Source organism: Rhizobium herbae (assembly GCF_017873135.1).
Lineage (GTDB): Bacteria > Pseudomonadota > Alphaproteobacteria > Rhizobiales > Rhizobiaceae > Pararhizobium > Pararhizobium herbae.
Window position 1 is genome coordinate 305,640 of the sequence record NZ_JAGGJV010000006.1, and the last position, 11,620, is coordinate 317,259.

Below are 11,620 nucleotides of genomic sequence, written 5' to 3' on the forward strand. Positions count from 1 at the left end.
CGGATTACGGATCCGGTCCCGCCGGCGCTTTGCCATCTTCTGAAAGTTGAAAAATCAGGACGGTGCGGTTCCCGCACAGAAAAGACCGTTCACTCCGAATCGCTCGTGGAGCCGTTTTTGTCGAGTTTCTTGACGAAAATCTCCAGCCGGTGGCTGACGATGGTGTAGCCATGCAGGCGGGCGATTTCTTCCTGAAGCGCCTCGATCTCTTCCGAATGGAACTCGACCACCTTGCCGGTATCCACATCGATCAGGTGATCGTGATGGACCTGATCGACCGTCTCGAACCGGCCGCGCCCGTCGCCGAAGGCGTGGCGTTCGACGATGCGATTTTCCTCAAGCAGCTTGACGGTTCTGTAGACCGTGGCGATCGCAATGCCGGGATCGACGGCGGTCGCCCGGCGATGAAGCTCGACGACATCGGGATGATCGTCGGACGAGGCAAGAACCTGCACGATGATGCGCCGCGGGCCGGTAATGCGCAGCCCTTTCTCCCGGCAAAGCCGCTCCAGCGTGGCCGTCGCTTCTGCGATTTCAGTCGTCTTTTTCGTCATCGATTCCTTCTACGCCCATTCCATACTGTCAGTCGAGAGGAGAACAAATCGCCGCCGACGTGATGAGATCCGGTTGACGTTCGCTCAATGCTTCGAGGTTGGGCTCGGAGATATCGCCGACGACCGTATCCATCCTTCAGATGTGCCAGTTCCGGCAGATAGAGGTTGGACGGAAGCCCTGCGATTTCCACGCCGAGACCGTCAGCGTGTTGATCGCCGGGATGTCGAACACCGCTATCTGGTCCGGCTTTGTTGTCCGCGGCTTTTTGATTCGACAGGGAGTTGACAACGACCGGGATCGTCGGCTAGCAATCGGTTTGTTATGATATAACGTCAAAGAATGTTGATATGAAATTCGATTTCGACCCTTTCCGCGCGTCAGTCATGGCGTTTTCGTCCGTGGTCCGGGTGGCGGCAATTGGCGTGTTGCTTGTCGCGTTGTGGGCAGCGATCGCCTGGGCGGTGGCTCTGCCATGAGACAGGGCGCGGTTCGGCTGAACGACGTCTCCATTACCTACGACCGGCTGCTTGCCGTTCAGGGCATCACCGGATCGTTCGAACCGGGAAGCCTGACCGCGATCGCCGGGCCGAACGGAGCGGGAAAATCGACGCTGCTCAAAGCCGTGATGGGCGAGCTTTCGCTGTCCTCGGGAAGCATCGAAAGGGGAACTTCCAAGGGTTCCAGGTTCGGTTATCTGCCACAGGCTGCCGAGATCGATCGTCACTTCCCCCTGTCCGTCGCCGATACGGTGATGTTGGGCATGTGGGGGCGGACGGGCGCTTTCGGCGGCGTGTCGCGTGAGGCGGCGCGAAAGGGGAGGGATGCGCTTCAATCGGTCGGGCTGGAGGGGCTGGAACGCCGCCATATCGGCACCCTTTCTGCCGGCCAGTTCCAGCGTGTCCTGTTCGCCCGTCTTCTGCTTCAGGACGCGGAGATCATCATGCTGGACGAACCATTCACCGCTATCGACGCCGGAACGACGCGTGATCTGCTGGCGATCGTCAAACGTTGGAACGGGGCGGGACGGACCGTCATCGCCGTCCTGCATGACTTCGATCAGATCCGCGCGCATTTTCCGCAGACGCTCCTGATGGCTCGCCGCCCGATCAGCTGGGGTTCCACCGAAACCGCGTTGACGCCGGAGAATCTGCTTCGGGCAAGGACGATGGCGGAAAACCTCCATGGCCACCCCCCCGGCGAGGGGTTCGCGGCATGAGCTTCTATGCGGCTGTCATCCATCCGTTCGTCGAATACGGCTTCATGCGCCGTGCCTTGATCGCCTGCGTCGCATTGGGGATCGGATCGGGACCGATCGGCGTGCTGCTGATGTTGCGGCGGATGAGCCTTGTCGGCGATGCGATGAGCCACGCGGTCCTCCCGGGTGCGGCAATCGGCTTCCTGATTGCGGGCGGGCTTTCCCTTCCCGCCATGGGGCTCGGCGGCATCGTCGCGGGCCTGATCGTTGCTCTGCTTTCCGGATTGGTCAGCCGCACGACGGTGCTGAAGGAGGATGCAAGCTTTGCGAGCTTCTATCTGGCTTCCTTGGCGCTCGGAGTGCTGGTCGTCTCGCTGCGCGGCTCCAACATCGATCTGCTTCACGTGCTGTTCGGCACCATTCTCGCCATCGACGCAACGGCTCTCTATTTCGTGGGCGCGATCACGTCGTTTACGGTCGTCACGCTCGCCATTGTCTACCGGCCTTTGGTCGTCGAATGCTTCGATCCCGGCTTCCTGCGCTCCGTGCGCGGCGGCGGCGCGATCTACCATGTCCTCTTTCTGTTTCTGGTCGTTCTCAACCTGGTTGCAAGCTTTCAGGCCCTGGGAACGCTGATGGCGGTCGGCCTCATGATGCTGCCCGCATCCGTTGCCCAGCTCTGGGCACGGACCCTGCCTGTCATGATGCTCATCGCCGCCGGCGTGGCGGCCGTCTCCGGCCTTCTCGGGCTGATCATCTCCTACCATTTCGGATTGGCATCGGGGCCGACGATCATCCTGGTCGCCGCTGCCGCCTATTGCCTTTCGCTGCTTTTCTGCCCTTCCGGCGCAGTCCGGCGTCTTTTCCCAGCCCGCATCTGAACGATGCAAAACATAAGGAGTGCCCGATGGCACATTTACGGAAGTTGATCCTTGTCGGAACGGCGATGATCTCGCTGCTGGCGTCGGCACCGCTCGCTTCGGCGAAGACCCTGGAGGTCGTCGCGAGCTTCACGGTGCTTGCCGACGTCGTCCATGAAATCGGCGGCACTCATGTCAACGTCAGGAGCCTGGTCGGCCCCAACGGCGACCCGCATGAGTTCGAGCCGTCCCCTGACGATGCCAAGGCCCTGAAAGAGGCCGACGTGGTGTTCGTCAGCGGCGAAGGTCTGGAAGGATGGATGGACCGGCTGATTACCGCATCCGGATATACGGGCAAGCCAACCGTCGCCTCCGAGGGGATCAAGACCCGCGAGATGGAAGAGGACGGCAAAGAGGTGACCGACCCCCATGTCTGGAACAGCCCGGTCAATGTCATGCTGTGGGTGACGAATATCGAAAAGGCGCTGTCGGCGGCCGATCCGCAGGATGCCCCGCATTTCCGCGCCAATGCTGAAAAATATCTCGCTGAACTGAAGCAGCTCGACGCCTATGCGCATTCCAAACTTGACGCGGTACCCGACGACAAGCGCAAGGTTCTGACGAGCCATGACGCATTCGGATATTTCGGCCGGGAATACAAAGTAAAGTTCCTCTCGCCGGTCGGCCTGTCCACCGAGACGGAAGCCTCTGCCGCCGACGTTGCCAAGCTCATCGACCAGATCAAGGCCGAAGGGGTCAAGGTTTACTTCATCGAGAATTCGAATGATCCCAAGCTTGTCAACCAGATCGCCACCGCGACAGGTGCCAAGCCCGGCGGTGAGCTCTATGTGGAATCCCTGTCCGACAAGGACGGGCCGGCTTCTTCGTATCTGAAGATGTTCCGTTATAACGTTGATCAGGTTGCGACGGCATTCGCCAAATAGGAACAAGGCAGGGTGGCGGGATTTGCCGCCCTGCCTGCCTTTGGGGATATTAACCAGCTGGGCCTGAAAGACTGCCATGGATCATGCCGAGGTCCGGCATGGCGTGTTCAGCGCCGGTGCCGGACAGCATCATCGCCAGCATCCAGATTGCCATGGCCACCATCATCAGGTTTTCCGTCAGGGACACAAAGCCGAGCGGCACATTGCTGTCGCCGCCGACGCAGGCGCATTTCAATTCACGCTTGTCGATATAGACGGCCTTGAACACCGACACGGCTCCAATGGTGCCGATGAACAGTGCGACGGGGATCGAAACCCAGTTGAGCGCGCCGGCTATCATCAGCATACCCGCGCCGGCTTCCGCGAACGGATAGATGTAGCCGTAACGAACCCAGCGCTTCGCCAGCAGGTCGTAGTTCAGGAACATCGTCGAGAAACTCTCGATATTCTGGAGTTTCAGGATAGCCAGTACAGCCATGCTGAAGGCGATGAACCATTCCGCCGCACGGACCGTGAAGATGGTGCCATATGCGGCGTAGCTGGTTGCAACCGCCATCAGCGCGGTAACGGCAAAGACGGCTATCACTGGCCGGTAGGTAACGGCCTTCGGGTCCCGGACCGTCTTGCCGAAATGCCGGCGCAGATCATCGTAGCCGCCGATGCGCACCCCGTCGATGAAGGTTTGCGGCGTCGTCCTGACGGCGTGTTCGGCCTTGAATGCGTCGGTTTGGTCGCGCGTCGTCAGCCAGTGATCGTCCACCGTGTAACCCTGCCGCTGCAGCAGATCCCTGGCCTTCAGGCCATAGGGGCAGGTGTGGGTGTCCATGACCATCCGGTAAAGGGTGGCTGTCCGGGATGTTTTGTCGAGCATGTTGCAATCTTTCATTTCGCTTGGTTCGATCGATTGCAGGGACTATAAGGTCTGTACCGTGGTACGGAGTCAAGCGATGAAGGAAACAACAATTGCCGGGCTGGCGCGCGCAGGCGGCGTCGGCGTGGAGACAGTGCGTTATTATCAGCGGCGGGGTCTTCTTGGCACACCACAGCGCACGGGTGGCGTAGGTGCTGCCGGCGGCGTCCGGCGCTATGGAGACGACGATGTCCGCCGCCTGCGCTTCATTCGTTCGGCCCAGACGGCGGGCTTTACGCTCGATGAGATCGGCGAACTGCTGGAGCTGGATGCCAGCGAGGACCGTCATCGCGCTCATGCGCTTGCGCGGGAGCGCATCGTTGCGCTCGATGCCAAAATTGCCGAGTTGAGCGCTGCGCGTCAATCGCTCCGCCGGCTCGCCGATGCCTGCGGCGCGACCGCAAGCGGCCCGTGCCCCATCATCGCGGCTTTCGAGGGTGACTGACTGACGAAAGCCGGTAGGCATCGAGGATCGAGTTCGTTATGGCGATGTCCTGGACGGCTATGCCTGTCAGGTCGGCAATCGTGATGTCGTCGGGACGTGTCCGGCCAGCGGCCTTTCCGCAAAGAACCGCTCCAAGCTCGGCGCAGTCCTTGCGCGCCATCAATCCGGATTTGAATACGGTGGAGAATTCGCCGTGATCCAGCGACTGTTCGAGCCGGTCGCCGATGCGGCGATCGGCGCGGATGACGAGCGACGTGTCCAGTTCCTGCTTGCCCGGCGCATCGGCCCCGATCGCGGTAATATGCGTGCCGGGCCGGATCCAGGCATCGTGGATCAGCGGCTCGCGGGACGGTGTGGTGGTGATGATAATATCGACGCCACGGCAGAGGCGCTCAAGGTCGGGCGCGACCTCCAGGTCGATGCCCTCGCTCGCCAAGGCGCTTGCCGTTTCCCGTGCCTTGTTCTCCGAGCGGCCCCAGATACTGAAAGCGAGCGGCGTTTGCTTCATCGCCTGCCGGAGGCAGCGGATCTGCCATCGGGCCTGAATACCGGTGCCGACGATCGCCACGCGCCGCGCATCCGGCCGGCAAAGCGCCCGGGTGGCGATGGCGCCGCCAAGGCCGGTGCGCAGGTCAGTCAGGAAGCCTTCGTCGAGCAGTATCGCCTCCAGAACGCCGGTGCTGGCGGAGAAGACCAGCATCACCCCGTTCGACGTCGGCAACCCGATCGACGGATTGCCGTAGAAGCCGGATGCGATCTTGACGACGAAGCTGGGGTCGCCTGCGATATGGCCGTATTTGATATGGCAATCGCCATCCCGTTCCGGAAAGGCAAGATAGCCGACCGGCGGCATCGTCGCCCGGCCTTCGGATGCGGCGATGTAGGCCGCTTCGATGGTGCCCAATGCGCTGCCGAGATCGACCACGGCTTCGATTTCCGATCGGGACAGGATGATCATTCTTCGGCCGATCGTTCCTGGTTCAGGTATTTGTAGACGGTCGCACGGCCCATGCCGAGAATGCGCGAGATATAGGCAGCCGAGTTCCTGCCGCCGAAGGCGCCGTCGGCGGAGAGATCCTTGACCACCTGCTGCTTCTGCTCACGTGTCAGGTCCGAGATGATCAGTCCGCGCGAACCGGTCCAGTTCTGGATGTACTCGTTGATCCGCTCGTGCCAGTCCTCCTTGAACAGGCTTGCCGGCTTGGCATGATCGACCGGGACCGAGGCGAAGGCGCTCAATGTCTGCATCACCGCGTGGAAATGCGAGACGTCCGCGTTGATGCACATCACGGCAATCGGTCGCTCGGTACCGTCGCGCACGATGATGCTGATCGACTTGATCCGGCGGCCATCCCAGTTGACCTTTTCATAGGGGCCGAGAAGACGCTCGGTGGGCCGGAAATCGATCTCGTGCAGCAGCGACGGTTCACCGATCTCGCGCTTGGAAAAATTCCCGGCGATATGCGCTGCCGTCTCCGTTTCGAGGTCGTGCAGGACGACCTCGACGAAAGGCTGGAACAGCTGGGCGACGCCATCGCAAACGGCCGCATAGGGAGCGAGTTCTGGTTTCATCCGTCGCTCCTCAACCTCTCATGAAGTCCGCCAGTCGGCCCAGCCCGACCTCCAGATGATGTTTCGGTGCGCCGATGCCGATGCGGATATAGCCATCGAGGCCATAGACATCGCCGGGCACAAGCATGACGCTCTTTTCCTGCCGGATACGATCGACCAGCACCGATGAGTTGATGTCCCGGTTGTAGCGCACGAACGCCATGCCGCCGGCCCGTGGGGGCAGGTAGGAAAAGAGATTGTTGTGGGCGTCGATCCAGGACGTCAGCAGGGCACGGTTTTCCCGCAGCAGACGGCGGCTGCGCGACAGGATTTCCGCGCGCTTGGCCGGCTGTAGAACGATATTGGCGATGTGTTCGCTGAGCGCGCCGGTGGTGATCGAGGTGTAGTCCTTGCGCTGCCAGGTGCCGTAGATTTCCTTTGCGGGTCCGACCAACCAGCCGAGCCGCAGGCCCGGAAGCGCCATCGCCTTGGAGAGGCCGGCGGTGACAACGGCCTTTTCATAGAGATCGGCAAAGCTGATGGATTCCTCGGTATCCAGCTCCGAACCCTTGTAGATTTCGTCGGCATGCAGATAGACGTCATGTTCGCGGGCGATAGCGACAAGTGCATCCATCGTTTCGCGCGGCAGCAGGCTGCCGGTCGGATTGTTGGGGTTGCACAGGCTGATCAGCTTTGTCTTCGGCGTCACCGCGGCGCGAACCTCGTCCAGATCCGGCAGCCAGCCCAGCTCCTCACGCAGCACGATCTCCTTGACTGTGACGCCGAGCGCCTTCGCCCAGCCGCGGATCTGCAGGTAGTTCGGCACGAACAGCACCAGCTCGTCGCCGGGTTCCAGCAGGGTCATGACCAGAATGAAGTTCGCTTCCGCCGAACCGTTGGTAACAATGACGTTTTCGCGGTCGCGGTCCTTGTAAAGCCGGGCGATGGTGTCGCGCAGCTCGACGCCGCCATTGGTCCAGCCGTAACCGAGTTCTACCTCATGCAGCCCGAGCAGCTGATCGGGCGTCAGCAGTTCCTTGAGCGAATAGGGATGGACGCCGCTGTCGGAGAGATTGAACTCAACGAGGTTTTCGTAGAGCGACTGAATCCGTTCGAGCGTGAATTCCTCGATCTGCATGCTGGTGATCTCCGCGACAATGGCTGTGCGGCTTGTCTAGCATGGAGAATGTAGACAATAAAGTATCGAATAGAAATTTTGTCTACATTTGTGCCCATGCCGGTTTGATGGCCCGGATCGCATATCGATGCTGAGTCCTGCGGGCCATGCCCTTCAGGACATTCCAGTTTTTGGCTTGGGTCCGGTGAATCTCACCCAGATCTGTATCGATGGTGATATTTTCGAACCCGGCCTGAGCCAGCAGGCCAGCAACGGCTTCGGCCCGTGCCCCTTGCGAGAAATAGACCCGCGACAGGATGCTGCGATGGGTTTCCATCATGCCGGGCGGGGCATGAAGCGGATCGCTCTTCAGGAGCCGGTAGCGCTGCCCCCAGCCGGCGAGTTTCATCAGCATGCGTTCGAACAAGGTCGTGTTGACGAAATCGCCGTCGATCACCAGCAGCGTTCCACCGGGTTTCAACACCCGCAGCCATTCGGCAAAGGCCTTGACGGGGTCCACCAGCGTCCAGACGAGATGCCGGTTAGTGATCGCATCGTAGTGATTGTCGGGCTCCATGGTGTTTTCCGCGTCGCCAATGCGGAAAGTGATGCTGCGGGTGCGCGTTTTTGCCTTGTTGCGTGCGCGCTCCAGCATCGGTTCGGCCCAGTCGAGGCCGGTGACCTTGAAACCGAGATCGTCCATCAGATGTGAGATCACGCCAGTGCCGCTCGCCAGATCGAGCGCCATGCGGCCATCGCCACTGCCGAGGTGCTTGACGATCAGGCGATGCCAGGCGGCGCGTTCCTCCTCGGAGAAAATCTCGTGGCCGGGCGACTGATCGAACGTTGCCGCGCGCGCCGACCAATAGGCTTTTATCTCGTCGCGCAGGTCGTAATTCGTCAGTCGTGGAGTATCGCTCATAATATGCTGCCTTGAATCGAAGTGGCCGGTTCCTGGAATGCTTCTAAAAGATATAACTTGACTGTCAATATCATGATATTTACGAAGCGCACAGTTTCCCCGATGGAGTTGAAAACAATGGGTATGTTCGGCAAGGCGACCTTGGTCGCCGCAGCTTTCTGCGCGCTTTTTTCCGGCACGGCACTGGCCGGCGAGAAGGTCGTCATCAAGGATGTGACGGGCCGTGATGTCGAAGTGAGCGTGCCGGTCGAACATGTCATTCTCGGCGAAGGCCGCCAGATCTATTTCGTCGCGGCTCTGGACCGGGATGCTCCCTTCAAGCGCGTCGTCGGCTGGCGGGACGATCTGACCAAGGCCGATCCGGAAAGCTATGCTGCCTATCTCGCCAAATATCCGGAGATCGCCAAGCTGCCGACGTTCGGCGGCATGAAGGACGGCACCTTCGATATCGAGCAGGCCGTTTCGCTGAAGCCCGACGTCGTCATTATGAATCTCGATGCCAAGACGGCGACCGAAGAAGCAGGCTATATCGAAAAACTCGCCAAGGTCGGCATTCCGCTTGTTTATATCGACTTCCGCGAGAAGCCGATGGAAAACACCGAGGCCAGCATGCGGGTGATGGGCAAGCTGCTCGGCGAGGAAGCCAAGGCTGAAGACTTCATCAAGTTCCGTGCCGACAGCATCGCCAAGGTTACGGACGTGCTTGCCAAGCAGGACCCGGCCCGGCCAGTGGTGTTCGTTGAGCGCGCCGGCGGTTATTCCGACGATTGCTGCATGTCGTTCGGCAATGAGAATTTCGGCAAGATGGTCGAAATCGCCGGCGGCACGAACATGGCCAAGGACATCATTCCAGGCACGTTCGGTACCGTCAATCCGGAGCAGATCATCGCTTCCAATCCCGACCAGATCATCATCACTGGCGGCAACTGGCAAGGTTACGTTCCCGGCGGCAACTGGGTTGGCGTCGGCTATGGCGCCGACCTCACCGAAGCGCATCGCAAGCTCGAAAACCTGACCACGCGCCCTGCCTTCACCGGCGTCAAGGCTGTCAAGGATGGCAATGTTCACGCCATCTGGCACCAGTTCTACAACAATCCGTACCAGTTCGTGGCGATCCAGGAGATTGCGAAATGGCTGCATCCAGACCTGTTCAAGGACCTCGATCCTGAGGCCACGTTCAAGGAGCTGCATGCGCGTTTCCTGCCGCTGGACTACAAGCCCGGTTATTTCGTCTCCCTGAAGGACGAATAGTCCGATGGCCGTCGCCGCCGAACAGATCGAAACGACTACAGGGCGCGATCAGTATCGCGCTCTCGCCTTTCGCCGGATTGCCCTGATCTGCGGCATGCTGGTGGCTCTGTTCCTGAGCGTATCGATCGACATGGCGCTGGGGCCGGCCAACTACACGCTGCGTGAAGTGCTGACCTCGCTGTTTCATGCCGAATCGGTCAGTGATCAGCTGCGCGTCGTCATCTGGGATATCCGCATGCCGATCGCGCTGATGGCGATCACCGTCGGGGCATCGCTGTCGCTGGCCGGCGCGCAGATGCAGACCATTCTCGCCAATCCGCTGGCCAGCCCCTTTACCCTCGGCATTTCCGCCGCCGCCGGGTTCGGCGCGGCACTCGGTCTCGTCGGCGGCGTGGCGATCTTTCCGGCTGCCGTCCAGTACATGATCCCGATCAACGCCTTCCTGATGGCAATGGCCGCCGCACTCTTCATCCATTTCGCCTCCACCATGCGCGGTGTCACCGTCGAGACGATCGTGCTTCTGGGCATCGCGCTGGTCTTCACCTTCAATGCGCTGCTGTCGCTGCTCGAATATCTGGCCTCCGAACAGGCGCTGGCCGCCGTTGTCTTCTGGACGATGGGCAGTCTCACCAAGGCGACCTGGCCGAAGGTCTGGATCACCGGCGCCGTCCTCCTGTTCGCCATCCCGCTGTTTGCGCGGCATGCCTGGGCGCTGACGGCGCTGCGTCTCGGCGAAGACAAGGCGGCAAGCCTCGGCATCAACGTGCGCCGGCTGCGGCTGCATACGATGATGACGGTCAGCCTGCTCGCCGCCATTCCCGTTTCCTTCGTCGGCACCATTGGTTTCGTCGGGCTGGTCGGCCCGCATATCGCCCGCATGCTGGTGGGCGAAGACCAGCGGTTCTTTCTGCCAGCCTCCGTTCTCTGCGGTGCGCTGCTGCTGTCGACGACCTCGATCGTCTCGAAGACGCTCATTCCCGGCGCCATCCTGCCGATCGGCGTCATCACCGCCCTTGTCGGCGTGCCGTTCTTCTTCGTGCTGATCTTCACCAACCGGAGGCGGGCATGGTAGGCCTTACGCTGAAAGGCGTCGGCGCGAAATACGGCAAGCACACGGTGCTGTCGGACGTGGATACCGATATTCTGAACGGCGGCGTCATGACCGCAGTGATCGGGCCTAATGCCGCCGGCAAATCCACCTTGTTCAAGCGTATCGCCGGGCTTGCCTCGGGACCGGGAACGGTGGTGCTCTCCGATACGCTGAAGGGGCCGGAGACCATCTGCTACATGCCGCAGGATACCGGCGCCAATGCCGTGCTGACGGTCTACGAATCGGTCCTGCTCGCCAGCAAGCAGGGATCCAGCTGGAAGGTACGCGACAGCGAACTGCTGGAGATCGACCGCATCCTGCAGGCGCTGCGGATCAACGATTTGGCTTTCCGTGGCTTGGGCGAGCTTTCCGGCGGTCAGCGCCAGCTCGTCTCTATCGCCCAGGCGCTGGTCCGCAAGCCCGAAGTTCTTTTGATGGACGAACCCACCTCGGCGCTCGACCTGTTTCGTCAAATCGAGGTGCTCGGCTTCATGCGCAAGCTGGCGGCAAAATCGGGCATGTCGGTGCTGATCGCCCTGCACGATCTCAATCATGCACTGCGCTATTGCGACAACACCATCGTCATCGCCAAGGGCGCGATGGTGGCCAGCGGCACGACCGGCGACGTGATCACCGAGGCGATGCTCCGCGATATCTACCGGGTCGAGGCGCGGGTCGAGATGTGCTCGCACGGCAAGCCGGTCGTCATCGTCGATCACTCGATCATCTGAGATTCCGCAGCGGGTCGAGCCAGCTTTTGCTCGATGTGGGGCGATTGCG

Annotated in this window: 14 protein-coding genes; 8 read left to right on the top strand and 6 right to left on the bottom strand. The window is 60.9% G+C overall.

The window, feature by feature from the left end; all coding sequences use genetic code 11:
• Positions 1-89 precede the first annotated feature (89 nt).
• Positions 90-554, bottom strand: coding sequence for a Fur family transcriptional regulator (locus tag J2Z75_RS18025; protein ID WP_234937409.1), 465 nt, complete (start codon positions 552-554; stop codon positions 90-92).
• Between the two features lie 348 nt (positions 555-902).
• Between J2Z75_RS18025 and J2Z75_RS29540 the strand changes: the two genes are divergently transcribed.
• The 4 genes from J2Z75_RS29540 to J2Z75_RS18040 all read left to right on the top strand — a co-directional run bounded on the left by J2Z75_RS29540 (position 903) and on the right by J2Z75_RS18040 (position 3,554).
• On the top strand, positions 903-1,031 hold the full coding sequence (locus J2Z75_RS29540) for a hypothetical protein (RefSeq protein WP_268842083.1): 129 nt from the start codon (positions 903-905) through the stop codon (positions 1,029-1,031).
• On the top strand, positions 1,028-1,771 hold the full coding sequence (locus J2Z75_RS18030) for a metal ABC transporter ATP-binding protein (RefSeq protein ID WP_209854137.1): 744 nt from the start codon (positions 1,028-1,030) through the stop codon (positions 1,769-1,771). Before J2Z75_RS29540 ends, J2Z75_RS18030 begins: the two co-directional genes overlap by 4 nt.
• Positions 1,768-2,631: a metal ABC transporter permease gene (locus J2Z75_RS18035; RefSeq protein ID WP_209854138.1), complete on the top strand. Its 864-nt coding sequence runs from the start codon at positions 1,768-1,770 to the stop codon at positions 2,629-2,631. The genes J2Z75_RS18030 and J2Z75_RS18035 overlap by 4 nt, the downstream gene beginning before the upstream one ends.
• 65 nt (positions 2,632-2,696) lie before the next feature.
• Positions 2,697-3,554 carry a metal ABC transporter substrate-binding protein gene (locus J2Z75_RS18040; protein WP_407692781.1) on the top strand — a complete coding sequence of 286 codons (858 nt, stop codon included), beginning with the start codon at positions 2,697-2,699 and terminating at the stop codon, positions 3,552-3,554.
• A 49-nt stretch (positions 3,555-3,603) separates the two neighbouring features.
• Here the strand turns inward: J2Z75_RS18040 and J2Z75_RS18045 are convergent, their stop codons facing one another.
• Positions 3,604-4,425, bottom strand: coding sequence for a MauE/DoxX family redox-associated membrane protein (locus tag J2Z75_RS18045; protein ID WP_209854140.1), 822 nt, complete (start codon positions 4,423-4,425; stop codon positions 3,604-3,606).
• Positions 4,426-4,483: 58 nt separating this feature from the next.
• Here J2Z75_RS18045 and J2Z75_RS18050 point away from each other — a divergent pair, with 58 nt between their 5' ends.
• Entirely contained in the window at positions 4,484-4,909 is a 426-nt protein-coding gene (locus J2Z75_RS18050; RefSeq protein WP_209854141.1) for a MerR family DNA-binding protein, read from the top strand.
• On the opposite strand, the gene J2Z75_RS18055 is transcribed toward J2Z75_RS18050, so the two are convergent.
• The 4 genes from J2Z75_RS18055 to J2Z75_RS18070 all read right to left on the bottom strand — a co-directional run bounded on the left by J2Z75_RS18055 (position 4,884) and on the right by J2Z75_RS18070 (position 8,499).
• Positions 4,884-5,867, bottom strand: coding sequence for an ornithine cyclodeaminase family protein (locus tag J2Z75_RS18055; protein WP_209854142.1), 984 nt, complete (start codon positions 5,865-5,867; stop codon positions 4,884-4,886). The genes J2Z75_RS18050 and J2Z75_RS18055 overlap by 26 nt on opposite strands.
• A complete protein-coding gene (locus tag J2Z75_RS18060) occupies positions 5,864-6,481 on the bottom strand; it encodes a helix-turn-helix transcriptional regulator (RefSeq protein ID WP_209854143.1) in 618 nt (205 codons plus the stop codon). The genes J2Z75_RS18055 and J2Z75_RS18060 overlap by 4 nt, the downstream gene beginning before the upstream one ends.
• Before the next feature lie 10 nt (positions 6,482-6,491).
• Positions 6,492-7,598: an aminotransferase class I/II-fold pyridoxal phosphate-dependent enzyme gene (locus J2Z75_RS18065; RefSeq protein WP_209854144.1), complete on the bottom strand. Its 1,107-nt coding sequence runs from the start codon at positions 7,596-7,598 to the stop codon at positions 6,492-6,494.
• A gap of 82 nt (positions 7,599-7,680) precedes the next feature.
• Complete coding sequence (locus tag J2Z75_RS18070; protein WP_209854145.1) at positions 7,681-8,499, bottom strand: class I SAM-dependent methyltransferase; 819 nt, start codon at positions 8,497-8,499, stop codon at positions 7,681-7,683.
• 123 nt (positions 8,500-8,622) lie between these two features.
• On the opposite strand from J2Z75_RS18070, the gene J2Z75_RS18075 reads away from it, so the two are divergent.
• From J2Z75_RS18075 to J2Z75_RS18085, 3 genes are read left to right on the top strand one after another with little or no spacing between them, the layout of a single operon-like run.
• Complete coding sequence (locus tag J2Z75_RS18075) at positions 8,623-9,750, top strand: ABC transporter substrate-binding protein (RefSeq protein ID WP_234937437.1); 1,128 nt, start codon at positions 8,623-8,625, stop codon at positions 9,748-9,750.
• Positions 9,751-9,754: 4 nt separating this feature from the next.
• On the top strand, positions 9,755-10,822 hold the full coding sequence (locus tag J2Z75_RS18080) for a FecCD family ABC transporter permease (protein ID WP_209854147.1): 1,068 nt from the start codon (positions 9,755-9,757) through the stop codon (positions 10,820-10,822).
• Positions 10,816-11,571, top strand: a complete 756-nt coding sequence (locus tag J2Z75_RS18085) for an ABC transporter ATP-binding protein (protein WP_209854148.1) — start codon at positions 10,816-10,818, stop codon at positions 11,569-11,571. Before J2Z75_RS18080 ends, J2Z75_RS18085 begins: the two co-directional genes overlap by 7 nt.
• Positions 11,572-11,620: the final 49 nt, after the last annotated feature.